Source organism: Flavobacterium taihuense (assembly GCF_019351435.1).
Lineage (GTDB): Bacteria > Bacteroidota > Bacteroidia > Flavobacteriales > Flavobacteriaceae > Flavobacterium > Flavobacterium taihuense.
Genome location: NZ_JAHWYN010000005.1, coordinates 263,106 through 287,688 on the forward strand (window position 1 = coordinate 263,106; position 24,583 = coordinate 287,688).

At 35.0% G+C, this 24,583-nt stretch carries 26 protein-coding genes, 2 tRNA genes and 1 rRNA gene; 10 read left to right on the forward strand and 19 right to left on the reverse strand.

Annotation, left to right across the window (positions count from 1 at the left end; all coding sequences use genetic code 11):
• Positions 1-43 precede the first annotated feature (43 nt).
• Genes KZH69_RS07865 through KZH69_RS07875 form a run of 3 tightly spaced genes read right to left on the reverse strand, consistent with a single transcriptional unit; the run spans position 44 to position 2,164 of the window.
• Complete coding sequence (locus KZH69_RS07865; protein ID WP_219316881.1) at positions 44-391, reverse strand: carboxymuconolactone decarboxylase family protein; 348 nt, start codon at positions 389-391, stop codon at positions 44-46.
• A complete protein-coding gene (gene tatC, locus KZH69_RS07870; RefSeq protein ID WP_219316882.1) occupies positions 384-1,199 on the reverse strand; it encodes a twin-arginine translocase subunit TatC in 816 nt (271 codons plus the stop codon). Before tatC ends, KZH69_RS07865 begins: the two co-directional genes overlap by 8 nt.
• Entirely contained in the window at positions 1,199-2,164 is a 966-nt protein-coding gene (locus KZH69_RS07875; RefSeq protein WP_219316883.1) for a KpsF/GutQ family sugar-phosphate isomerase, read from the reverse strand. The genes tatC and KZH69_RS07875 overlap by 1 nt, the downstream gene beginning before the upstream one ends.
• 85 nt (positions 2,165-2,249) lie before the next feature.
• On the opposite strand from KZH69_RS07875, the gene recQ reads away from it, so the two are divergent.
• Positions 2,250-4,445: a DNA helicase RecQ gene (recQ, locus tag KZH69_RS07880; RefSeq protein WP_219316884.1), complete on the forward strand. Its 2,196-nt coding sequence runs from the start codon at positions 2,250-2,252 to the stop codon at positions 4,443-4,445.
• A 96-nt stretch (positions 4,446-4,541) separates the two neighbouring features.
• On the opposite strand, the gene KZH69_RS07885 is transcribed toward recQ, so the two are convergent.
• Positions 4,542-4,778, reverse strand: a complete 237-nt coding sequence (locus KZH69_RS07885; RefSeq protein ID WP_219316885.1) for a hypothetical protein — start codon at positions 4,776-4,778, stop codon at positions 4,542-4,544.
• Positions 4,779-4,953: 175 nt separating this feature from the next.
• On the opposite strand from KZH69_RS07885, the gene KZH69_RS07890 reads away from it, so the two are divergent.
• A complete protein-coding gene (locus KZH69_RS07890) occupies positions 4,954-6,516 on the forward strand; it encodes an NAD(P)/FAD-dependent oxidoreductase (RefSeq protein ID WP_219316886.1) in 1,563 nt (520 codons plus the stop codon).
• Between the two features lie 456 nt (positions 6,517-6,972).
• Here the strand turns inward: KZH69_RS07890 and KZH69_RS07895 are convergent, their stop codons facing one another.
• The 8 genes from KZH69_RS07895 to KZH69_RS07930 all read right to left on the reverse strand — a co-directional run bounded on the left by KZH69_RS07895 (position 6,973) and on the right by KZH69_RS07930 (position 13,244).
• Complete coding sequence (locus KZH69_RS07895; protein ID WP_219316887.1) at positions 6,973-7,932, reverse strand: quinone oxidoreductase family protein; 960 nt, start codon at positions 7,930-7,932, stop codon at positions 6,973-6,975.
• A gap of 209 nt (positions 7,933-8,141) precedes the next feature.
• The gene (locus tag KZH69_RS07900) at positions 8,142-8,588 is read right to left on the reverse strand and encodes a GNAT family N-acetyltransferase (protein ID WP_219316888.1); all 447 of its coding nucleotides are present in this window, start codon (positions 8,586-8,588) and stop codon (positions 8,142-8,144) included.
• A gap of 76 nt (positions 8,589-8,664) precedes the next feature.
• Positions 8,665-9,138 (reverse strand): nuclear transport factor 2 family protein, encoded by a 474-nt coding sequence (locus KZH69_RS07905; RefSeq protein WP_219316889.1) that lies wholly within the window; start codon positions 9,136-9,138, stop codon positions 8,665-8,667.
• Between the two features lie 16 nt (positions 9,139-9,154).
• Positions 9,155-10,765, reverse strand: a complete 1,611-nt coding sequence (locus KZH69_RS07910; RefSeq protein ID WP_219316890.1) for a trehalase family glycosidase — start codon at positions 10,763-10,765, stop codon at positions 9,155-9,157.
• A 47-nt stretch (positions 10,766-10,812) separates the two neighbouring features.
• The gene (locus KZH69_RS07915) at positions 10,813-11,349 is read right to left on the reverse strand and encodes a MepB family protein (protein WP_219316891.1); all 537 of its coding nucleotides are present in this window, start codon (positions 11,347-11,349) and stop codon (positions 10,813-10,815) included.
• 75 nt (positions 11,350-11,424) lie between these two features.
• Positions 11,425-12,057 carry a peptide-methionine (S)-S-oxide reductase MsrA gene (gene msrA / locus KZH69_RS07920; protein WP_219316892.1) on the reverse strand — a complete coding sequence of 211 codons (633 nt, stop codon included), beginning with the start codon at positions 12,055-12,057 and terminating at the stop codon, positions 11,425-11,427.
• An 18-nt stretch (positions 12,058-12,075) separates the two neighbouring features.
• Positions 12,076-12,636, reverse strand: a complete 561-nt coding sequence (gene msrB / locus KZH69_RS07925) for a peptide-methionine (R)-S-oxide reductase MsrB (RefSeq protein WP_219316893.1) — start codon at positions 12,634-12,636, stop codon at positions 12,076-12,078.
• A 152-nt stretch (positions 12,637-12,788) separates the two neighbouring features.
• Entirely contained in the window at positions 12,789-13,244 is a 456-nt protein-coding gene (locus KZH69_RS07930) for a GNAT family N-acetyltransferase (RefSeq protein WP_219316894.1), read from the reverse strand.
• A 170-nt stretch (positions 13,245-13,414) separates the two neighbouring features.
• Between KZH69_RS07930 and idi the strand changes: the two genes are divergently transcribed.
• From idi to KZH69_RS07965, 7 genes are all read left to right on the forward strand, one after another.
• Positions 13,415-13,942: an isopentenyl-diphosphate Delta-isomerase gene (gene idi / locus KZH69_RS07935; RefSeq protein WP_219316895.1), complete on the forward strand. Its 528-nt coding sequence runs from the start codon at positions 13,415-13,417 to the stop codon at positions 13,940-13,942.
• A gap of 97 nt (positions 13,943-14,039) precedes the next feature.
• Positions 14,040-14,450 carry a 6-pyruvoyl trahydropterin synthase family protein gene (locus tag KZH69_RS07940; RefSeq protein WP_219316896.1) on the forward strand — a complete coding sequence of 137 codons (411 nt, stop codon included), beginning with the start codon at positions 14,040-14,042 and terminating at the stop codon, positions 14,448-14,450.
• Positions 14,450-14,905 carry a peroxiredoxin gene (locus KZH69_RS07945; RefSeq protein WP_219316897.1) on the forward strand — a complete coding sequence of 152 codons (456 nt, stop codon included), beginning with the start codon at positions 14,450-14,452 and terminating at the stop codon, positions 14,903-14,905. The genes KZH69_RS07940 and KZH69_RS07945 overlap by 1 nt, the downstream gene beginning before the upstream one ends.
• Before the next feature lie 62 nt (positions 14,906-14,967).
• The gene (locus tag KZH69_RS07950) at positions 14,968-15,936 is read left to right on the forward strand and encodes a type I phosphomannose isomerase catalytic subunit (RefSeq protein WP_219316898.1); all 969 of its coding nucleotides are present in this window, start codon (positions 14,968-14,970) and stop codon (positions 15,934-15,936) included.
• A 150-nt stretch (positions 15,937-16,086) separates the two neighbouring features.
• Positions 16,087-16,356, forward strand: a complete 270-nt coding sequence (locus tag KZH69_RS07955) for a hypothetical protein (protein ID WP_111410923.1) — start codon at positions 16,087-16,089, stop codon at positions 16,354-16,356.
• A gap of 75 nt (positions 16,357-16,431) precedes the next feature.
• Positions 16,432-16,505, forward strand: a tRNA-Thr gene (locus KZH69_RS07960).
• A gap of 70 nt (positions 16,506-16,575) precedes the next feature.
• Positions 16,576-16,649 (forward strand) — tRNA-Thr (locus KZH69_RS07965).
• Positions 16,650-17,070: 421 nt separating this feature from the next.
• On the opposite strand, the gene KZH69_RS07970 is transcribed toward KZH69_RS07965, so the two are convergent.
• The 7 genes from KZH69_RS07970 to KZH69_RS08000 all read right to left on the reverse strand — a co-directional run bounded on the left by KZH69_RS07970 (position 17,071) and on the right by KZH69_RS08000 (position 23,480).
• On the reverse strand, positions 17,071-17,787 hold the full coding sequence (locus tag KZH69_RS07970) for a DUF4369 domain-containing protein (RefSeq protein WP_219316899.1): 717 nt from the start codon (positions 17,785-17,787) through the stop codon (positions 17,071-17,073).
• Between the two features lie 193 nt (positions 17,788-17,980).
• On the reverse strand, positions 17,981-19,843 hold the full coding sequence (locus tag KZH69_RS07975) for a M61 family metallopeptidase (protein WP_219316900.1): 1,863 nt from the start codon (positions 19,841-19,843) through the stop codon (positions 17,981-17,983).
• A gap of 261 nt (positions 19,844-20,104) precedes the next feature.
• Positions 20,105-20,383, reverse strand: a complete 279-nt coding sequence (locus KZH69_RS07980; protein WP_219316901.1) for a DUF2805 domain-containing protein — start codon at positions 20,381-20,383, stop codon at positions 20,105-20,107.
• Positions 20,384-20,564: 181 nt separating this feature from the next.
• Positions 20,565-21,167: an alpha-ketoglutarate-dependent dioxygenase AlkB family protein gene (locus KZH69_RS07985; protein WP_219316902.1), complete on the reverse strand. Its 603-nt coding sequence runs from the start codon at positions 21,165-21,167 to the stop codon at positions 20,565-20,567.
• A 72-nt stretch (positions 21,168-21,239) separates the two neighbouring features.
• Positions 21,240-21,947 carry an aquaporin Z gene (gene aqpZ / locus KZH69_RS07990; RefSeq protein ID WP_219316903.1) on the reverse strand — a complete coding sequence of 236 codons (708 nt, stop codon included), beginning with the start codon at positions 21,945-21,947 and terminating at the stop codon, positions 21,240-21,242.
• A 164-nt stretch (positions 21,948-22,111) separates the two neighbouring features.
• Positions 22,112-23,005, reverse strand: coding sequence for an EamA family transporter (locus tag KZH69_RS07995; RefSeq protein ID WP_219316904.1), 894 nt, complete (start codon positions 23,003-23,005; stop codon positions 22,112-22,114).
• A 43-nt stretch (positions 23,006-23,048) separates the two neighbouring features.
• Positions 23,049-23,480: a DUF2721 domain-containing protein gene (locus KZH69_RS08000; RefSeq protein WP_219316905.1), complete on the reverse strand. Its 432-nt coding sequence runs from the start codon at positions 23,478-23,480 to the stop codon at positions 23,049-23,051.
• 987 nt (positions 23,481-24,467) lie between these two features.
• Here KZH69_RS08000 and KZH69_RS08005 point away from each other — a divergent pair.
• Positions 24,468-24,583, forward strand: a 16S ribosomal RNA gene (locus KZH69_RS08005); the annotation flags it as partial.

Genomic DNA, 24,583 nt, shown 5'->3' on the forward strand with positions numbered 1-24,583 from the left:
TCGTTTAATCGCGCAATTAACGATTAAACAAACCAACGAATAATTATTTGGTTTCTTCCAATGCTTCCCAGAATTCATAAGCTCTGCGCAAATGTGGTACTACAATTGTTCCTCCGACAAGGGTTGCAATTCCCATTGCTTCCATCATTTCTTCTTTGGTAACTCCTTCTTTATAGCTGGTTTCTAAGTGGTATTTTACGCAATCATCACAACGCAAAACAGTGGAGGCAACCAATCCTAAAAGTTCTTTGGTCTTCACATCTAGAGCTCCCGCAGTATACGCATTGGTATCCAGATTAAAAATACGTTTTACTATTTTATTGTTATCGGCCAATAATTTTTCGTTCATTTTAGAACGGTAGTCGTTAAATTCTTGTATAATATCAGACATTTTCTTTCTTTTTATTTAGTGTTACAATTTTTGAAATCAATATACTTACTTCATAAATAAGCAACATTGGGATGGCTACAATAGTTTGACTCACCACATCGGGAGGAGTAACAATTGCAGCGACAATTAAGATTATTACAACAGCGTATTTCCAATATTTTCTTAAAAATTCCGGAGTTACCAGGCCTAATTTGGTTAGGAAATAAATAATTATCGGGAGTTCAAAGAACAATCCACTAGCCAAAATACTGGTTTTTACCATTCCTATGTAAGAGTCCAGTGTAAATTGGTTTTTGACAACGCTACTTACCGTAAAAGTAGCCACAAAATTTACTGACATTGGAATAACTACAAAATAACCAAATATAACCCCCAAAAAGAAAAGCAATGAAGAAGTAAATATAAATACTCTAGCATTTTTCTTTTCCTTTTCATACAAAGCGGGGCTGATGAATTTCCAAACTTCCCATAAAATGTAAGGGAAACTCAAAATGAAACCAGCCAAGATGCACATCCATACAAAAATATTGACCTGACCTTCCATTTCAGTATTTTGAATGATAAAAGGCATTTCTGTGATGCAAATACTTTCGGCAAATCCTAATTGATGTGATAATTCACAAAAATAGCGATAGGTGAAAAAGGTAGGCCTTGTAGGACCAAATATAATGGTATCAAACAAGTAATCACTAATAAAATAAGTAGCGCAAGCCATAATGATTACAGCTGTTGTACTTCGAACTAAGAGCCATCTTAACTCTTCCAGATGGTCTAAAAAGGACATTTCGCCTAGGTTTTTCTGTGCCATTATACGATTCCTTCTTTTAAAATGTCATGTAAATGCAATACCCCTTTATACGCTCCATTGTCCACAACAATTAGTTGAGTAATGGAGAAATCTTCCATAATATTAAAAGCATCCACCACCATGTCTGTGGATTGTACTGTTTTTGGGTTTTTGGTCATAATATCTTTAGCGGTTAATTCGGCAAAAGTATCTCTGTCGTTTAGCATTCTTCGAATATCTCCGTCGGTAATTATTCCAATTACTTTATTGTTTTCTACCACTGCAGTAACCCCTAAACGCTTTTCCGAAATTTCGAAAATCGCTTTTTTAATTGGAGTTTCAGGGCCAACTTCTGGTTTTAAGGTGTGTTCCAACATGTCTTTCACACGAAGCAATAATTTTTTGCCTAAAGCACCACCTGGATGATACACTGCAAAATCTTCTGCTTTGAAATCTCTCATTTCCATCAGACATACTACGATGGCATCTCCCATAACTAATTGTGCAGTAGTGCTATTTGTGGGCGCCAGATTTAATGGACAAGATTCAGCATCAACAGTTGTATTCAAGACATAATGGGAACCTTTGGCCAAAAAGGACGTCATGTTTCCGGTCATACCGATTAGTTTATTGCCAAAACGAGTCAAAAGCGGAACTAATGATTTGATTTCCGGACTATTGCCACTTTTTGAAATGCAAATAATAACATCGTCTTTTTGTATCATTCCTAAATCACCATGAATCGCTTCAGAGGCATGTAAAAATAAAGATGGCGTCCCTGTTGAATTGAATGAAGCTACCATTTTTTGAGCAATAATAGCACTCTTGCCAATCCCCGTGATGACCAATCTTCCTTTCGAATTGTAGATGCATTGTACCACTTCCACAAATGTATCGTCTATAAAATCAATTAGTTTAGCAATAGATTGGCTTTCGGATTCAATTGTTTTCTTGGCATTGGCCAATATGTTTTCTTTTGTAATCAAAACTGATAATTTAAAATTTGTAAGTGTAAAAGAAAGTTGTATCTTTATGTGCCGCAAATTTATATAAAATACCACATATTAAAGAATGAATTCAAACGAAATTGACATACACAAAGAATTAAAGAAATATTTTGGCTTTAGCCAATTCAGAGGCCTGCAAGAAAAGGTAATAACAAGTTTGCTAAATAAGCAAAATACATTTGTTATTATGCCTACAGGTGGAGGGAAATCGCTTTGTTATCAATTACCTGCTTTAGTTCAAGAAGGAACCGCAATAGTTGTATCTCCTCTAATTGCATTGATGAAAAATCAAGTTGATGCCATTCGAAGTCTTTCTTCCGAGAATGGAATTGCACATGTTCTAAATTCCTCCCTTACCAAAACCGAAATTACTCAAGTAAAGGCCGATATTACAGCGGGTATTACTAAGTTATTATATGTAGCTCCAGAATCCTTAACCAAAGAAGAATACGTTGCATTCCTTCAAACGGTGCCAATATCATTTGTCGCTATTGATGAAGCGCATTGTATTTCGGAATGGGGACATGACTTTAGACCTGAATATCGAAATCTAAAAAACATCATTAAGCAATTGGGTGAAGTTCCTATTATTGGACTTACCGCTACTGCCACTCCAAAAGTACAGGAGGATATCTTGAAAAACTTGGAAATGGCCAATGCTACTACCTTTAAAGCATCATTTAATAGACCCAATTTGTTTTATGAAGTTCGTACTAAAACAAAGAATATTGAATCGGATATTATTCGATTTATCAAACAGCACAAAGGAAAATCGGGGATTATTTACTGTTTGAGCCGCAAAAAAGTGGAAGCAATTGCAGAAGTCTTGCAAGTAAATGGAATCAGTGCCGTTCCCTATCATGCGGGTTTAGATGCCAAAACACGTGCCAAACATCAAGATATGTTTTTGATGGAAGATGTAGAAGTTGTTGTGGCAACCATCGCTTTTGGTATGGGAATCGACAAGCCTGATGTACGTTTTGTGATTCATCACGATATTCCAAAATCATTAGAGAGTTATTATCAGGAAACCGGACGAGCCGGACGAGATGGTGGAGAAGGACATTGCCTAGCCTATTATTCTTATAAAGATGTAGAAAAGCTAGAAAAATTTCTATCAGGAAAACCAGTAGCGGAACAAGAAATAGGATTTGCATTGTTGCATGAAGTTGTTGCATATGCCGAAACATCTATGTCCAGACGAAAATTTCTGCTGCATTATTTTGGTGAAGAATTTGACAGCGAAACCGGTGAAGGTGCCGATATGGATGACAATGTTCGCAATCCAAAAACAAAAGTGGAAGCCAAAGACGAAGTGTTGAAACTGTTGGAAGTTGTCAAAAAAACCAAACACATATACAAATCAAAAGAGATTGTTTTTACCTTAATCGGTCGTGTGAATGCGGTTATCAATGCCCATAAAACAGATTCTCAATCCTTTTTTGGATCAGGATCGAACCATGATGAGAAATTTTGGATGGCATTATTGCGACAAGTTCTTGTAGCTGGATTGTTGTCTAAAGATATCGAAACCTATGGGATTATTGAGATTACCAAGGAAGGATTGGCTTTTATGAAAAATCCGGAATCGTTTATGATGTCTGAAGATCATGAATACAATGAATCTGAAGATGAGGCTATAGTGACAGCGGCTAAATCCTCTGGAACAGCCGATGAATTATTGATGTCGATGCTTCGCGAATTGCGAAAAAAAGTCGCAAAAAAATTAGGTGTTCCTCCGTTTGTAGTTTTCCAAGATCCTTCCCTCGAAGATATGGCTTTGAAATATCCAATCTCACAAGCTGAGCTGATCAATATTCATGGAGTTGGTGAAGGAAAAGCTAAAAAATACGGTAAAGAATTTATTGAATTGATAAGCCGTTATGTAGAAGAACACGATGTCATGCGTCCTGATGATTTGGTTGTAAAATCTACTGGAGTCAATTCGATTAATAAATTGTATATTATTCAAAATATCGACAGAAAATTGGCTTTGACCGATATCGCTTCCGCAAAAGGGTTAAAAATGGACGATTTGATTAAAGAAATGGAACAAATTGTGTATTCCGGAACCAAATTGAATATTAAATATTGGATAGACGAAATGCTAGATGATGATCAACAAGAAGAGATTCACGAGTATTTTATGGAATCCGAATCCGATAGTATTGAGAAAGCCCTCAAAGAATTTGATGGTGACTATGATCTTGATGAATTGCGATTGATGCGAATAAAATTCATTAGCGAAGTGGCTAATTAGTTAGCAGAGTATAGAACCCAGATTATAGAAAAAATCCCATTTCAGATGGGATTTTTTTGTTTTCTGCATAACTGAAGTCTGAGTTCTGCTATCTGATTACTGATAAACTTCTCCACGATGCGGTTTCAAAGCGTCACGTATCTGAATCATATTTTCTTCAGCTACTACCATATAAGCTATCGCACACATTTCATCCAAGATTTGAAATCCTGTAATGTTTGGAGTTAATTTTTCAATTGTGATGTATTCTTTCAAATGAATTTCGTGGTGTTCGGCTGTTTTTGCTGAAGCAGAACCACGGAAATCCCATATTAGTTTTATTTTTCTGGACATTATATTTTTTGAATTTCGTTTGATTAAAGAATGTAAAGTTACATAGTCTTGTTGTAAATAAACAAGATTTTCTATTCCATTCTTGTTTGATCAATTGGAATTGGATTCAAAATGTTACTTTTGCAAACGGATTGTTTTATTTTTAATAATCTAAAAATCGAAGTATTTAGAAAACATGCCACAAGAACTCCTATTACAAGTTTCGCCAGAAATCGCTTCCAATGAATCGTTACTCAAAGATTATTTGTCCAAACAACTAAAAGTTTCGGCAAATGAGATTCAGCATGTTATTATTTTGAAAAGATCGATTGATGCACGCCAGAAAGCTATCAAAATGAATTTGAAAGTTTCGATTTATTTAAAAGGAGAACCTTTTCAGGAACATAAAATAGAACTGCCTGATTATAAAAATGTATCAACCGCACAAGAAGTAATTGTTGTAGGGGCAGGACCAGCGGGACTTTTTGCCGCTTTGCAATTAATAGAATTGGGTTTGAAACCAATAGTGATTGAACGCGGAAAAGACGTTCGTGGCCGTCGTCGCGATTTGAAAGCCATTAACAGAGATCATGTTGTCAATGAAGATTCCAATTATTGTTTTGGTGAAGGCGGAGCAGGAACATATTCAGATGGGAAATTATACACCCGATCCAAAAAGAGGGGGGATGTCACTCGAATATTAGAATTGCTAGTTGCTTTTGGAGCATCTGGAGATATATTGGTAGATGCTCATCCGCATATCGGAACCAATAAATTGCCTCAAATTATACAAGATATTCGGGAAAAAATCATCGAATGTGGCGGACAGGTTTTGTTTGAAACCCGTTTGACCGATATTTTGATAAAAAATAATGAAGTACAGGGAATTGTAACCCAAAATGGAGATACGATTTTAGCCAATAAATTAATTCTGGCAACGGGACATTCGGCACGGGATATATTTGAGTTGTTGGATAAAAAGAAAATACTTATCGAAGCTAAAGCTTTTGCTTTGGGCGTAAGGGCCGAACATCCTCAATCGCTAATTGACAGCATTCAATACAGTTGTGATTATCGTGGTGAACATTTGCCTCCAGCACCATATTCGATAGTGAAACAGGTTAATGGTCGTGGCATGTATTCGTTTTGTATGTGTCCGGGAGGTGTGATTGCACCTTGTGCCACTAGTCCAGGCGAAGTAGTAACTAATGGTTGGTCACCATCCAAACGAGATCAAGCTACTGCTAATTCCGGAATTGTAATCGAATTGAAATTGGAAGATTTTAAGCCTTTTGCCAAATTTGGTGCTCTGGCAGGAATGGAATTTCAAAAAAGTATTGAACAAAAAGCTTGGCATTTGGGTGGTGAGACACAAAAAGTTCCGGCACAACGCATGGTCGATTTTACACAGAATAAAGTGTCTTCCAGTATTCCTAAAACTTCCTATGTTCCGGGAACTACTTCGGTAGAAATGGGACAAGTCTTTCCTGGATTTTTGTCTCAAATTTTAAGAGAAGGATTTACAGAATTCGGAAAATCCATGCGCGGCTATTTGACAAACGAAGCCATTTTGCATGCGCCAGAATCCAGAACGTCTTCGCCTGTTCGTATTCCTAGAGACGCTTTTTCATATGAGCATTTAGAAATCAAAGGATTGTATCCTTGTGGAGAAGGTGCTGGTTATGCGGGCGGAATTATTTCGGCGGCGATTGATGGTGAGAAATGTGCTTTGAAAATTGCGGAGGTATTGAAGAATTAAACGCAGAGTTCAGTATACAGTTTGCAGTTTTTAGATTTTATAATTTTAAATTTGAAATCGAAAATGGACTGAGTGTATAAAAAAGTCTTAATTAATGCTTTACGTGAGGGCAATGTCATCAAGTTAAGGTGGAAATATAAAAAAAAAGCACACAGATTCGGCAGATTTCGCAGAATTTAGACTCATTTTTCTACGTAAATCTGCTAAATCTGCGTGAAAATAAAAAAAGCAATTTCTTAACTTAATTGCATTGTACGTGAGGGATTACTGCACTATTTTTTTATTTTCATAGGTGTTCAGTGAATTTCATTTGAAGCTTGCTACTGAAGTAGAGCGGATTTCGATAGGTATGTGGTGACAGCACAAAGAAAAGAGACCAATTCACCGTAACGATGAGTTGTTCTCTTTTCTTTATAGTGTGGTACACAGAGGAACTTTTGAGAATTGACGAAGTTTTTAAGGAATCAATATGATTTTTCCGGTGCTTTTTCGGCTTTCCAGATAGTCGTGAGCCAATTTTCCTTCGGATAGTTTGAAAATTGTGGGTACTGCAATAGTGATATCGGCGTTGGCAATCCAATCAAATAATTGATGCGCTCTTTTGATGCGTTCTTCTTTTGAAATTAAATAGCTCCACAAGTCACCGCCAGTCAATGTTTTTGAGGTATCCATCAACATTCTAGGATTTATAAATTCGGGATCACTTCCCGCCATTCCAAAGAACACGACTTGTCCGCACATTTTGGTTACTTCGAAACTGTCCGTCAAAGTGCTTCCAATGCTGTCGTAAACGACATTGACACCCTTTGGACAAAAATCCAAGATTTGCGCTTTCCAGTTTTCCGAATATAAAAATACTTTGGTGGCACCATTTTGTTTTGAAACAGCCGCTTTTTCAGATGATGAGGTCAATCCAATTACTGTTGCCCCAAGAAGTTTGCTGATTTGTGTCAAGAATTGTCCGACTCCTCCAGCCGCAGCATGAACTAATACCGTTTCTCCTTTTTGGGTTTTATGACTGTCGGTTGCCAAATAATGTGCAGTCAAACCTTGTAATAAAATGGTGGCTGCGGTTTCGAAAGAGATACTCTCCGGTAGTGGAATTACATGCTCAAGAGGAACTGCAACCAACTCAGCATTGGCAAAAGGAACATCAGCAAATGCAACTCTATCACCAATTTTGAAATCAGAATTTCCATTCGTATCCACAACAATTCCAGCTCCTTCATAGCCGGCAATAAAAGGTGGGTTTCCTTTGAGGTGATAATTTCCTTTGCGTCTGTACACATCGGCAAAGTTAAGACCGATCGCTTTCATTTCGACCAATATTTCGCCTGATTTTAATGGGGGTGAAGGGATTTCTATATATTCAAGTACATCTGAGTTTCCAAATGTGGAGAAGGTAAGTGCTTTCATATGAGATAATGTTTTTATGTAATGAGGAATTGCTTCGCCTGTTCGCTATCGTTCGAGTCGCATATCTTCATTGGTATTTATCTCAGCGGTTACTATTTTATTTCGGTATTCGATGATTTTCAATTGCGACCAATTTACGGTTATGCTCATTTCATTTTTCATTTTTTTGAGGATGCAAAGAAAGCTAAATTTCAGGAGTTAATGAAAGTTTAACTCAATTTCTTGGCGGCCCAATCTTTATAAGTCATTTCAAATTTAATTTCATTGTTTCCATGTGTTCCAATCGCTATCCAACCTGCTTTTCGATAAAATTTTTCGGCTCTTGTCATTGGAGAAGTGCCTAACCAAACACTTTTTTTTGTCTGCCCAAAATACCAGTCAAGCATGTTGTCATGAAGTTGTTTGCCAATTCCTTTTTTCTCAAATTTAGGATTTAAAAATAATGCCCAAATATTATTTTCTTTCAAATCAACAATTGCAAAACCAACAATCTCGTTCTCAATCTCACAAACCCAACCTTTTCCTCTATTGGTCATGAACTCCTTGCAATCTTCATCAGTTACCAAGTTAGGATCTGACAACGTATTTTCTGTTACCGAATTTCGTACTGCTTGAATCTGATTAATATCTTCAATTAAAGCGTTTCTAATGATCATTTTTTAAATTTATTGAATTCTTTTTTTTTGTGTATAAAAGTAATTATACCTAGCAGATTTTATTTTTTTATTTAAATCAATGATCGTAGCTTATTACTCTTGATAGTTTCCATTGATTGTTCACTTTCTTCCAAATCATAACAAATTTAAAGGTACCTATTTCTTCTTTTCCATTTTCCATGTGTCGGAATTGATGAACTCCTATTTCGATGGCTCCATAATCTTTTATGGGATGTACTTCAAGACTGTCTTTGACCAACTGTCGGGTTAGTTTATTTTCGTTTTTGAACATTTTTTCAAAATTTGTAAAAACGGTTTCATAGGAAAGTAATCCGCCATTGTCTTGGTACCATTCGAGATCTTCAGTAAACAACGGTTTGAATTTGGCCATATCTTTTGCATTAAAAGCGTCAAAAAGGACAGTATCCATTGCTGCGATTTCGTTGTACAGTTCTTGCGAAGTTGGAGCTACTTTTTTTTCCTGAGCTTGGGAGATGTTTGTAACGGCTAAGAATAAGAAAGTTACACAGCATAATAATCTAATTTTCATGTTTTTTTGTTTAAAGTTATTTATTAGTTTCTATTCTCAACAACCAACTGTTTAGGGCTAAGTCAACTCCATTTGTCCAGCCAAATCCATCTTGATTGGTATAGTTTCCGCCGCCGCCAGGTAAATCTAGATCTACGACATTGTATTTTTCCATCATTTTCCCCTCTGCCAAATATTCTTTTTCATTAAGTGCCAGCCATCGTTGCGCTATATTTTTTGCCAATTCAATATGTCCGTACCGCGCCAGTCCCATAACGGTCAAATATTGAAGTGGAGCCCAACCATTAGGAGCATCCCATTGCTCGCCAGTCTTGTTCAAAGTGGTAACTACACCACCTTTCATTAAGAATTTTTCTTGTATGGTTTGGGCAACTTTATTGGCTTGTTGTTGCGTTGCAATGCCAAAAAATAGCGGATAGACAGTTGCCAATGAAATCACGGAATTTTGTCTCCTAGTTACAAAGTCATAATCATTGAAAATACTTTCTTTTTCGGACCAGCAATATTTTAGGATTGCTTTTTTTCTTGATTCGGCTAAAGCTTCATATTTTTTAGCTATTTTAGAATTGGATTGAAATTGGTATAAAGCAGCAAGTTCTTTTTCGCAATTGTACAACAAACTGTTCAGACAAACCGGAATGAAGTTCTCGCATTGGACCGTGGTTTTATTTTTTTCGTCAGCAAACCATCTGCTGCTAAAATCCCAACCCGACTCGCAAGCGGCACGTAAATTTTGATGAAATGCAGGTCGCAATTCTTCTTTCAATGCCTGTGACCATTTGTGTTCTTTGTCATAGGCTTCAGCTCTTGGTGTGGTAAGCGTTCCAGAATAGCGGTTCAAAATGGTTTCATTTGTCCAAACAGATTTGTTTACGGCAATTTTCGATTGAGATACATTTTTAGCGTCAGCTGTCCAATATTGATATTCTTTTTCTAATGCAGGTAAAAATGCAATAACAGAATTGACACCATGCTTCTGAGAATAAACTTTAAGCATTTCGGCAAAAAATGGTGGTTGAGAACGAGACAAAAAGTACGTTCTATTGCCATTGGGAATGTGTCCGTAAGTGTTTACTAAATAAGCAAAGTTGCGAATCATATTTAGAGCCAATTCATCTTGATTGCTTTCCAAAAGACCAATAATAGTAAAATAACTGTCCCAATAAAACATTTCTCTAAATCGTCCTCCCGGAACCACAAATGGATAAGGAAGACTGATTAAGGTGGTATATTGGTCCTTTGATTTGGATTCTCTGACGAGATTAGGCCAGTGATTTTGCAAATGCAACATCATATTTTTATTCGTGTCAATCACAGTTGGAGGAATGATTGGAGGAAGAGTGAAGTTTTGTTGGACAAACTCTTTTAGTACAAAAGAACCGGAATTTTTTGCTTTTTGGTATTTGTTTAAAATTTCGAATGGATTTTCATTTGGAATACAATCGACAAAGGTTTTGGAGTCCGGAAATACATGTTCTTTTTGTACAGTAATGAATAATTCTCCCAAATCACGGTCCGGAATATAAGTTACAGCTGTATTTTTTTCATTGATTATTGTCTGCGAAAAACAATTTTGGATGCCAAAAAACAGCAATAAGAAGGATAGTATGGAATGTCTTATATTCATAGTTATTTAGTTATAAATTGAAACTAAATATATGAAAATAAAGGGAACTATTCAGTTTGTGTCAAAAGTAGGTTTGCGAGTTCGATGCTAAATAAATTATTTTCTTGTATTTCCAAGAAATAATCCAATTGCCATTTCTGTGTTTTTTGGGCTTGTTTGCTGGTGGTGCTATCCCAAGGCGGATATACCCGAATAGCACGTTTACCCTCTTTTTTATCTGAAATTATTTCTTTAGTTATAAGAATAGATTTTGGAAAAATAAATAATCCAAACTGATTGTCTTTTCGGGTGCTGATAATGAATAAATCGATAGGATCAAAACTGTCAAAAGGCTGAATAGGACCTTGATTTATTCTTTTCCACAACGTTACAAATTGGCCTGTTTTGGTAGGCGTTATTTTTGCCGTTCGGAATCTAATTTTTAAATTGTTTAGAGTGAAAGTACAGGCTCCATATTCAGCACTTTCGGGTTCAAGAACGGGCTGGGTTATTTCGAAGATACCATTATCTTGAAATGCTTTTTTTATAAAAAGAAAGTCTTGTGGTAATTCTTCAACTTTAATTCTTTGATTTTGAAGGCTCATTTGGTGGGGATTTCGGTAATAGATTGCAAGTATAAAAAAAGGCGAAAATATGATCTCGCCTTTTTAATGCTAAAACTACTTTTTATTTTTCAGTTTATCTTTAAATACCTTTTCAAATTTTTCTATTTTGGGTTGAATGACCATTTGACAATAGGGCTGATTTTTGTTATTGGCATAATAATTTTGATGGTAATCTTCTGCTTTATAAAACGTAGTAAAAGGTTCAAGAGTAGTTACAATTGGGTTGTCATATACTTTGGCATTTTTGAGCTCGGCAATGATTGATTTTGCTTCTTGTTTTTGTTCTTCCTTATTATAAAAAATCACAGAACGGTATTGTGTTCCTCTATCAGCACCTTGTCTATTCAGTGTTGTTGGGTCGTGTACTGTAAAAAACACTTTGAAAATTTCATCCAGATTGGTTACTGTTTTATCAAAAGTAATTTGAACCACTTCAGCATGACCAGTGGTGCCAGAGCAAACTTCTTCATAACTGGGGTTTATCGTTTTGCCTCCTGAAAAACCAGAAACAACAGATTTAACTCCTTTTAGGTTTTCATAAACGGCTTCTACACACCAATAGCATCCTCCCCCCAGTGTTATGGTTTCAAAATTAGATCGTGTCATTTTTTTGGATGTAGTATTGTTTTGTGAAAATAGCGTTCCGGTAAATAACAAACAGCCTAAAATAATTAATTTTGTTTTCATAAAGATTAATTTTATTGGTTATTTGGTATCAGGGACAAAATCAAGAGCAATAGAATTCATGCAATATCTTTTTCCAGTTGGGGCAGGACCATCATCAAATAAGTGACCTAAATGACCGCCACATCTGCCACATAGAGCTTCAATTCGTTCCATACCGATAGAATTATCATTTTTAAAGACGATACTTTTTTTGTTTTCCTGTTCAAAAAAACTGGGCCAACCACAACTGCTGGCAAATTTGGCCCCAGAACGGAAAAGAAGATTGCCACAAGCTGCGCAATAATAGGTTCCTTTCACATCAGTGTTCCAATATTTACCTGTAAAAGGTCTTTCGGTATCCGCTTTACGAGATACTAAATAAACGTCTTCTGGTAAAATATTTTTCCATTCGGCATCTGTAAGATTGAGTTTTGTAGTATCGGTATGAGAATAATAAGGGTTTTTAGGTTTGCTGCTATTCGTTTCCATACTTGAAGATTTTGTGCTGTTGTTTTCTTTGTCTTTTGTTTGTCCGCATGCATTAAACATGCATAATGGAATTAAAAATAAGAAGCTAAAAAAATTAATTTTCGTTTTCATGTTTTGTTTTTTGTGCTACAAATGTATTGTATATATCATCCCAGAAATGTCAGGTACTTTACAATTGAGAGTGATTTAAGTAAGTTTTAACTATTGTTAGATACGTAAAAAAAAGGTTTTTGGTTTTATAAAAAGGTAAATAGTCTGTTTCTCTATATGCTAATACGCATGTTGATTAAATGTTTTTTGAATCCTGCCTTTTCATACGCTCTTATTGCCGAAAAATTATCATTGTAAACATCCAGTCGCATCTCGGAGATACCGTGCAAACGAACCCAGTCGCTTAGTGCTTCGATAATTTGAGTGTTTACTCCTTTTCCTCGATGGTCAGGATGCGTAAACATAAAACCCAAATAAGCATATAATTTGTGATTCAAATACGGTTTTGCATCTTCAATTCTGGCATAGCCAGAGCCAATAATTTGTTCGTCTAGAACGGCAACAATGACTTCAACATCAGCTGCTGAAATCATTTTTTCTAGGTTGTAATAACTTATTTCCCCCTCTTTCAATGTTGGATCGAATGGACGTTCGGCAGCGATAATTCCTTGCTCAAATTCCAATAATATTGTTAGGTCGTGTGAGGTTGCTTTTCGGATGTGAATCATAGATTTACGTATGAATTTATAATATCAAATATACAAAAAAGGAAATGTAGAATTTCTATGGGTTGGATTTCAAGGTTTCTCAAGAATGATAACTTCCACAAAAGGCAAAAGAATGTTAAAGCCTTTACAAAGGATATCTTTTTTGTACTTTTGTTTCATCAATACGCACTATGGAAGAAGAAAAAGTAATATTAGTAAATGAATTAGATAAACAAATTGGTTTAATGCCAAAATTGGAAGCACATGAAAAAGCCATTTTGCATCGTGCTTTTTCTGTTTTTGTTTTAAATGATAAAAATGAAGTGATGCTCCAACAAAGAGCACATCAAAAATACCATTCTCCTTTATTATGGACAAATACCTGTTGCAGTCATCAACGAGACGGTGAAACCAATATTCAAGCGGGTAATCGAAGATTGTTTGAGGAAATGGGTTTTAATACCGAATTGAAAGAACTTTTTCATTTTATTTACAAAGCTCCTTTTGATAATGGTTTGACAGAGCATGAACTGGATCACGTAATGATTGGTTATTATAATGGAGCGCCTGAAATCAATACAGACGAAGTAGAAGATTGGAAATGGATGAAAATTGAGGATATACAAAGTGATATGCTTTTGAATCCAGATATCTATACGGTTTGGTTCAAAATTATTTTTGATGAATTTTACCATTTCTTGGAAGAACATACAATATAAGAAGTCAGAAAGCAGAATTAAAGATTTTAGAATGCAGAAATCTAAAATTAATAAGCAGTAATCTAAAATTTGCAATCTAAAATCTAAAAGCCACCCCATGAGAGTAACCATATCCAGAAAAGCCCATTTTAATGCAGCGCATCGTTTGTATCGAAAAGATTGGACTTTCGAACAAAATGATGCCATTTTTGGTAAATGCAATAATCCTAATTTTCACGGGCACAATTATGAATTAATTGTAAGTGTTACGGGGGAAATTAACAAGGAAACAGGCTATGTTATGGATGTGAAATTCCTGACAGATATTATCAAAGAAGAAGTGGAAGATCAATTTGATCATAAGAATTTGAATCTGGATGTGCCAGAATTTCAAGATTTGAATCCTACTGCAGAGAATATTGTAGTGGTGATTTGGAATAAAATACGAAAAAAAGTAAAATCAGATTTAGATTTAGAAGTGGTTCTTTATGAAACACCCCGAAATTTTGTAACCTATAAAGGAGAATAATGGAACTAAAAACAGGAGATAAAATTCCAAATTTTACAGCAAAAGACACTCATGGGAATGATTTTGACAGTCAGGAAATAATAGGAATAAAACCGTTGGTTATTTATTTTTACCCCAAGGACAATACTCCAGGATGTACGGCTCAAGCTTGCAGTTTTAGGGATCAATACGAAGATTTTACTGATTTGGGTGCAGAAGTTATTGGAATAAGTAGTGATAGCATTCTATCACATCAAAGATTCACCCAACAATTTAAATTGCCTTTTATCCTTTTGTCAGACTCTGACAAGAAAATAAGGAAGCTTTTTGGAGTTCCCGCAGGCTTATTTGGATTATTGCCAGGGAGGGTTACCTATGTGGCAGATAAAACAGGAACGATTATTATGGTATTTGACAGTATGATGGCAAAACGGCATATTCCAAAAGCGCTTGAAGCAATTAGAAAATTACAATAGTAAATTGACAAAATAGTATTATTGATTGAATAGAAAAGTATCGAAATTTGTAAATAAAAAAGATGAACTCAAAAATATACCCATTACAGTTTGATGCAATCCTCAAAGAAAGAATTTGGGGTGGAGAAAAATTAAAAACAATCTTGAACAAACCAATTACTTCTAGTATTACAGGCGAGAGTTGGGAGTTGTCGACCGTTGAAGGAGATGTAAGTGTTGTTGCAAACGGTGATTATAAGGGAAAAGCATTGACAGAATTAATCAACGAATTGCCAAACGAAATTCTTGGAACAGCCGTTTATAAAAGGTTTGGAAATCAATTTCCACTGCTTTTTAAATATTTGGATGCTCGTGAGGATTTATCCATTCAGGTTCATCCTAATGATGAATTGGCCAAAAAACGCCACAATTCTTTTGGTAAAACCGAAATGTGGTACGTGATGCAAGCCGATGCAGATGCAAGAATCATTGTAGGTTTTAAAAATGATTCCAGTGCTAAAGAATATGTAGAGCATCTTAATAATAAAACGTTAACCAGCATATTAGATGATGTAAAAGCAAAACCAGGGGATGTTTTTTTCTTAGAAACCGGTACTGTACATGCCATTGGAGCTGGATTGGTAGTTGCCGAAATTCAACAAACTTCTGATATTACCTATCGTTTATATGATTTTGACCGCAAAGACGCCCAAGGAAATACAAGAGAGCTTCATGTTGATTTGGCATTAGATGCCATAAACTATAAAAAAGTCAATACTTATAAAGAATATACCAAAGAAGTAAATAAGTCGAATACAGTAGTTGACTGTCCATACTTTACGACCAATTTTATTCCATTGGAAAATGAAAAAGAGGTTGTGAATTCAGGAATGTCTTTTGTGGTGTATATGTGTGTTGAAGGTTCTTTTGAAATAGCCTATGATGGTGTTACGTATCAATATATAAAAGGAGATACAGTACTTATTCCTGCTGCAATGAAGAACTATAATTTGAAGGGAAAAGCTTCTATTTTAGAAATTTACATTTCATAGATGTGAATTTTATTTTTTATAGGTCATCTATGTTATCGCCTTTTATTGATGGGTGTTTGTTTGTAACAAACTAGTTTTTATGGCGATTTCATAGTTGGGAATAGAAAGATTATGTGTACTTTTGCAAACGCAAATTAAATAAAAAATAAAATGGCAAACGTTAAGAATTTAAAGAAAGACATCAACTACGTTTTAGGAGATATTATTGAAGCAGTTTACTTGTTTGAGATTTCTACAACAGGAAAACCTACAGAAGAAACGAATGCATTAATTGACGAAGCTATCGCTGCTTTTGATGTTTTGATCACTAAAGTGAACGCTAAAAATGTTGAAAACAAAAAAGCACATTTCAAACAAATAAATGTAGAATTGGAACAAACTGCTAATCAATTGATTGGTAAAATCAACGATTTGCAGTAAAAAAAAGGGCAAAAAAAGTTTGAATTTATTTTGGAAAAACGAAATACAGACTTATATTTGCACCCGTAATGAGTCGCCAGCGTAGCTCAGTTGGCTAGAGCAGCTGATTTGTAATCAGCAGGTCGTGGGTTCGAGTCCCTCCGCCGGCTCAAAAAAACCATCTATTCATTTAGATGGTTTTTTATTTGAGTTTGACACATTGCAAAATATATTGAGTCCGCCAGCGTAGCTCAGTTGGCTAGAGCAGCTGATTTGTAATCAGCAGGTCGTGGGTTCGAGTCCCTCCGCCGGCTCTTTAGTAAAACCATCTAACTTTTGTTAGGTGGTTTTTTATTTTATATCTGTACGGTCATGAAATCGGATTGGGATGGATCAGGGATTAGGATTCTGATCGGCTCGTGAGAGGAATTGGAGGTGATATTTTTAAGTTTTAAACTTTCTCGCAAAGCCGCAAGCTGCAAAATTTAAAACTGTTTTCTTTGCGTCTCTGCGCCTTTGTGAGAGCTAAATTTAGGCAAAGATTAGCAAGAAATAAGAAAACTTAACTTAATAACGTTGGATTGGAGCGAGCTACTGAAGTCGCTCATTCTGACAGCTATTGGAAAGCCTGGCCATGGTAATTTTTACAAACGGACAAAAAGAAATTAACTGATGAATTTTGGATACAAAAAAACCGCCCTGATAAGGCGGTTTGCATATATAAAATAGGTTGAACTATTTTGCTTCATTTTTTTTGATGTCATTCACGTATTTGGTCAATTTTTTACCATAAAGAGAGTTGGCAACTTTTGGAGTCATTGATTTTTGAATGGTATCCAAATATTTAATATTGATATCATAGATTTCGGCTAGAGCAATATATGGAGATACCTCGTGATCTTTGTTGTTAACAGCAAAATTGGTCGCGTAAAGGTATTTTCGTTTTATATTGTTGTCTTGTAAAGCGTTGAGACTATCAACTGCTTTGGCATTATTGCTTTTTATTGCTCTAAATTTTTTCTCGATCAAAGTTAGATTTTCATCATTGAAGCGAGAATTTATTTTTTTATATTCTTCAAATAATTCTTGGTTTTTGGATCCTGTGATTTTAGCACTTGAAATAAACGAATCTAAGTTGGTGTCAATATTGATGGTTCCTGGCTCTGCAAAGAACATGATGTTATTGTCAAGGGAGTTGGTTACACCTCTGTCAAGATATAGATACAACATTTCTGGTGATTTCAAATCAATATTACTTTCAAAAGCAGCGTTTCCATCAATTTTTATACTGTCGATGGCAACTAGAGAAGAATCAGCATACTTTTGAATGTACAAGGTACCTTCTTTTAATCCCTTAATGTTTCCTGTGATATGCAGATTTGTTTTGGATTCATTTTTGTTACAAGCGACTAAAAGGAGTAGAGTAGCAAAAGCAATAATAGAATTTTTCATGTGTAAATAATATTTGTTTTTTGGGAACCTAAATGCATTATTCTTCATTGTTGAAGTATGATGTTTTTAGTTTTGTTTATTTTTGGCGCAAAATAAAGAAAATTGTTGGAATGAATCGTTTTAACGGGAGTGAATTTCAAAAAAAAATCCCATTCGCCGCGGCGAATGGGATTTTTGAATTGGACTTTTAAGATTATCCTTTCATCCAAGCTTCTCTAAGTGAGGCTTTTGAAGCGTCTGATGCTTCAAGACCGTTGGTGTCTATATAAGGGAATTTTACGGTTCCTTTTAATACTTGTTCTTTTCCATCACGTTTAATTTTGATTGTGATAGGATCGTTTTCTTTCCATTTTTGACTTTCGGTAATCATATCGTAAATATTGTCTAACGAATAAGCTTTGTCGTTGATGGCAAGAATTATATCTCCAGCTTTTAAATCTAAGGTTGAATAGAATATACTTAATTCTTTATTTGGAGCAACAAAGATCTCTTTGTTTTCATGATTTACAGCGATATATGGAACCTGACCTTTTAGGAATATTCCTTCTGGAGTTTTTTTGGTTACTTTTGTTACTCCAACTTTTGTTAAATACTCATAATACGGTATTGGAGTTGGTCCAGATACGTATTTAGTTAAAAAATCGCCCACTTCAGGATAAGTTAGTGCTGTTATTTTTGCAAATAGATCTGCATCATTAAAGGGTTTTGAAACTCCATATTCATTAGATAATTGGTGCATTAAGTCTAAGATTCCTCTTTTTCCATTGCTGCTTTCTCTGATTTGTATGTCCAAACACATTCCAATTAAAGCTCCTTTTTGATATACATTTAAGTATTGATCTTTGTAAGGTTCGGTCAATACATTGGCACTCATAGTGGTAAATGGCATAGTGTCATTCATAGTGTTGGCACTTTCTATTTTTTCGGCTATTCGAGAATAAAATTCATCTTCTTTGATTAATCCTTGGTTGATTTGGAAGAGATTGGCAAAGTATTCCGTCACTCCTTCGTACATCCATAAATGTTGGGACATTTTAGGAGCATTGTAATCAAAATATTGAATTTCTTTAGAATGAATGGTTAAAGGAGTTACAATATGAAAGAATTCATGAGAAACCACATCTTTCATTTGTTTAACCAATTCGTCTAAAGGCATCATTTCGGGCATAACAACAGTAGTTGCCGTAGGATGTTCTAATGCGCCAAAACCTTTTGCATCGGTTGGAGTCATTGTAGATAAATATAGAATAACAGTATACTTTTTTGTGGAATTAATTTTGCCTAAAAATGTTTTTTGAGCCGTCATCACCGTCTTCATTTCGGGAGTGATGCTCTCAGCTGTTACTTTTCCTGATGGTGAGTAAACTGCAATTTGAATATCCATATTGTCTACCGTAAAAGTGGTATAGTCAGGTTTAGAATACATAATTGGATTTTCCAGTAATTCGGAGTAAAGTGGCATTTCAAAAAGATCCACTGTTTTAGAACTATCTTTGTCAATCATTGAAGTAGCTCCCCAAAGTGTTTCAGGATGCGTTATGGTAACTTTGTACGGCATCTCTTTTTTGTCTTGGAAATAACCAACAAAACCATGCAAGTTCAGCATGAAATTTTTATTTGCATCAATGTTGGTTCCTGCGGGAGAGAATACATCGTCTTTTCCAAAACCTCTTCCTTTTTCGGTGTCAAAAGTGTCGTTTACTAAATATGTAATTTTTATTAGTGATTTAGCATTTTTGATTGACCAAGTGTTGTCATCTGTTTTTGAGACAGTCAATAAGTTTCCTTTACTATCATAAGCTTTGAAATCTGCAATGTATTTACCGTAATCATCTACTGAATAAGTTCCAGGAACTGTTTTTGGAAGACTATAAGTAATAACATCCGCTTTGATTTTTGGTGCTTTTACTGTAACCAGAACTTGGTCATCTTTTACATCAGTAAGATTGATATTGACTTCAATTTCTTCTTTTTTAGAATCTACAGGGGTTGTAGTGGTCGCTTTACTTGTCCAAATTAAGGAAGAAAAAGCAATTGCAAAGATTATTTTTTTCATTTTTGTTAATGTTTGTTTTGTGCATTAGTATTTTAAAATCTAAAAATGTTACAAAAATCTTTTAATAAAAGTAAATCCAATAAAAAAATAACTCAAAAAGAGGGATTTCAACTGAATTGCATGAATTCTAGTCTATTCAAAAAACTAAGATAGCATGAGTATGGTTTAGATTATTAGATTACTATTCTTTAATAGTAAAGTAAAACTTAAAAAAAGAAATAAAAAAAAACTCCTGATATACAGGAGTTTTTTAGGTTTGGGTTAGTCTAGTTTATTTTTTATATAATATTTTCCGTCTAAATCATCATCAAAATCATCAATTTTTAGAGGTTTGGGTTTTGGTTTACTTGCGATGGCTTTCTTTTTCCACATTTCATATTTCTCTGCAGGCATTTTCTTTTTCATAATTTCAAGAACCTCCTTTTCAGCTAATCCAAATTCTTTTTTGATAATCTCAAATGGATTTTTTTCCTCTTGGGCTAATGTAATTAGCCTTTCTGTTTGTTCCCAGTTCAATTCTTTGCGGTTACTCTTTTTCATCACGTGAAAATTAATTCTATTTGGTGTTAATGATTAATAAATCTGATTTTAAATCTTATACCAATATTAATAAAAATTATTATTACTTTTTATTTTAATTGGAAAAAATATTCATTTTTTAATTCTTTTTTAGGCTAACGATGTTTTTGAAAATATATTTTAAGTTAATTTTTAAACAATTCTATTTGATTACTCTAAAAGTAAGATTTATTCTGGGACCAATTGGTTTTGCTGTTTTTGGGACCTGATGCTTCCAAAAATGTTGTGTAGTGCCTTTCATTAATAATAAACTGCCATTTTCGAGGATTATGTTTTTCTTCTGGGTAGTATCAATGTTGTGTTTTAACTGAAAAATTCTTTCGGCTCCCAAACTCAATGAGGCAATTATGGGGTTTGTTCCTAATTCTCTTTCGTTATCGGCATGCCAGCCATTGCTGTCACTGCCATCTCTATAATAATTTAATAAAACGGTTGTAAAAACTGTGTTGGAAACATTTTCGACAAGAGATTTTAGTTTTTGCAAAGGCAATGTCCAATAGTGAGGTTGCATGATAATATTCGAATAGGAGTAGGGCTTTCCTTCATTTCCAAACAAAGCAGTCAATCGTGGTTGCAAATGTTTTTTGCCATAAACCGTAATTTCATCCTGTTGCCAAGGTATGGTTTTAAGTAATTCTTGAAAAAGTAAATCTGCTTCTTCTTCTGAAAGAAAAGCAGGGAAGTAGATGATTTCGGCATCCGGTAAATCTAAAAATAGGGGTTCAGATTGAAAAAGTGAATTCATAATGCAAAAATAAAGAGAAAAACAAAATCAAGCCTCTTGTTTTTCTCTTTATAATTTATAGGGCTATAAAATCTAAGCTTCTGAATGATCTTGCAATAGATTTTTATAAATGAAGCCAGCGACTATTGCGCCTAAAATTGGGGCTACCCAAAACAACCAAAGTTGTGACAGTGGCTCTCCACCTACGAAAATAGCTTGTGATAATGATCTTGCCGGATTTACGGATGTATTTGTGATTGGAATACTGATTAAGTGAATAAGGGTTAGAGCAAGTCCGATAGCAATTCCGGCAAATTTTCCGTTGGCAAATTTGTCTGTGGCCCCCAGTATAATTAAAAGGAAAAATAAGGTTAGCACAAATTCGGTAACAAAAGCGGCCTGCATAGAATAACCATCGGGAGAAAAGGCTCCATATCCATTAGATGCAAAAGCACCTGCCTTAGTGTTGTCTATCATAAATCCAGCTTTTCCGGATGCAATACTGTAAAGTGTTCCTGCTGCTGCGACAGCGCCAACACATTGTGCAATAATATAGGGAAGTAATTCTTTGGCCGAAAATCTTCCGCCAGCCCATAATCCAAAAGAGACTGCAGGATTAAAATGTCCTCCAGAAATATGTCCAACTGCATAAGCCATTGTCAAAACCGTTAATCCAAAGGCCAATGAAACTCCCACAAATCCAATTCCTAAATTAGGAATTCCTGCGGCAAAAAGCGCGCTTCCACAACCTCCAAAAACCAACCAATACGTTCCGAAAAATTCTGCAAAAAGTTTTTTCATAATAAAAAAATTAAGTTAATAATTAATAGGTGAAAATTTATAAAAAGGTATTCCAATATACTGTCTTTGTAGTTTAACAAGAATTGTATGGATTACGAATTTATAAAAAAAGTAACACATAATGATTATTACTGTGTTTTTTTAATACTGATAGTCATTATGTGTTACTGTTTTTTGAAAGTTATATTCATTATTACAATGGCAAATATTATTAGTAGTATGCCAATCCATTGTAAGAAGACCACTTCTTCATGAAGAAGAGTGTAAGCCATTAGAACAGAAACAGGAAGTTCAAGAGCAGAAACGATGCTTCCCAATCCAATTCCCGTAAGAGGGAAACCTATATTCATAAGCATAGGGGGAATAATAGTGCCAAAAAGTGATAATATGATTCCCCATTTCAGAAATATTGCAAATTGAAACGGAGTATTTTGTGTTACGATTCCAAAGGCAAAAACAATTATTGCTCCTCCCAAAAGCATATACAGGCTTCGTTGAGCCGAAGAAATTCCTAAACCAACTCTATTTGCTGTAAACATTGTGGTCGTAAAGGAGCAGGCAGCTAACATTCCAAGAGTAATTCCGCGCCAATCCAATTGAATTTCATTCTTAAATATATTGGTAGCCAAAAGCGTTCCTAATAAAACCACAACAGCAGCAACGATTTTTTGGATAGAAGGTGCTTTTTTTTCCAAAATCATTTCCAGTAATAAACCAATCCATACGGTTTGCATCAATAGTATGATGGCTATGGAAACAGGAATGTATTTCACGGCCATATAATAAAAGACACTTGTCAGACCCATAGAGGTGCCGGCAATCATCAACTGAAATATGTTTTTCTTCGTGGCTTTTACAACCTCGGTTTCACTTTTGGCTTTTTGAAATGCATTAATGATAAGGATTCCAGCAATTCCCAATATAAATTGAGAAATCGTAACCTCGGCGGTAGTATAACCTTCGGTGTAAGCCATTTTTACAAATGTAGCCAGCATTCCGTAACTGGTCGCGCCAAATCCTACCAAGAAAACGCCCTTGAGTGTATTGTTTTTAAACATTTTGAGTGTGTGATTTTTAATTTAGTAGAAAATAAAACGAAGTCTATTTTGCTTCAATAGTTGATTGCTGTTCTTTTTCAAGTTCTTTATGAGTCAAATCACTCAAATGCAAACGCAAAGCATCAACCGAAATGTTAATCTCCCAAAAGCACAATGCCAAAGAGATTAACAAAGCAAGCAAGCTGGAACCAAATAAATAAATCCCAGTCAATTGATAATCTAAAAACAAAACAAGCATGGTAAAAACGGATAGGAACAAACTCAATACGCCAGCCATTTGCATATAACGGATAAGGGTTAATCGAAGGTTGAGGTTTTTTATTTCTAGCAAGATCATTCGATTCTCTTTCTCTTTGTAGACCTTCTTCAACCCGCGTACAATGGTTGCAACTGTTAAAAATCGATTAGTGTAAGCCAGCAAGATTAATGAAGTAGCCGAAAAGAGCAATGCAGGAGTTTCTATGTGAAGTGTCATCTAGGGTGTTTTTAGATCGCAAAGTTCGACATTTTTATACAGGAATAAAAAAATGACATCAGTTTATAGAAGTTTAATTACATTATATATAGGAGAGCAATTCAAAAAGTGTATGTATGGATCATTGTTGAGCTATCAAAATCAGGAGCTTCATCCCGCTATGCGTTACAATCTCCTGGTGCCGAACGCCGGCACTAGGAGGATTTCCACTACTATCGGGGCTATGGCCTTAGTTTCCATAAGAAGCGGGACAATAAAACCACACCTTATATATAGGAGGGAAATCTACAAAAGAAAAATCCGCGTAAATCGGTCGTACCCGTGAGATCTGTTGGCGATGTTGGCGCAGTAAAACGCCAAGCCAAACCCCAAAACGCAGCAAAACCGATCAGATTCCCAAATTCACCCTGCTTAAATTTATAAATTTGCAAAAAGCATGCCTCGTAAATTTCAATATATCAATGTTTTAAAAAATAAGTGTAAAATTAAAGTAAAATAAATGTAAAAAGTCATTGTTTACACGAATAAAGGCGCTACTTTTGCACCCGCAACAGCGACTAAGTTCTTTACTATACTGACAAGTAGGGATGAAAAAAAAAGAAATTTATTTTCAAAAAAAGATTTCAAAAAGCTTGTGAGAAATAAAAGAGATAGTTACTTTTGCACCCCGCAAAACGCGTAATGTTCCTTGAAATACTGCTAAGAAAACGAGAAGAAAACGAAAAATAAAATTTTCAAAAAAACTTCAAAAAGTTCTTGCCAGTTAAAAAAGAAAAGTTACTTTTGCACCCGCTTCGAGAGACACACCATGTGAGTTAAACGGAGTGAAAAAACAAGAAGAACACGTTCCTAGACATATTGAATTGACAGCCGTTCTGATGAAAAATCAGAACAAATAAAATAAGAGTAATAGAATCGGAAGATTTGAGAATAACCACTAGAACTTCAGTCAAATAAAAACAGCTTAATTTATTAGGCGCATAATATACGATGAAGAGTTTGATCCTGGCTCAGGATGAACGCTAGCGGCAGGCTTAACACATGCAAGTCGAGGGGTATGGTTTTTCGGAACCAGAGACCGGCGCACGGGTGCGTAACGCGTA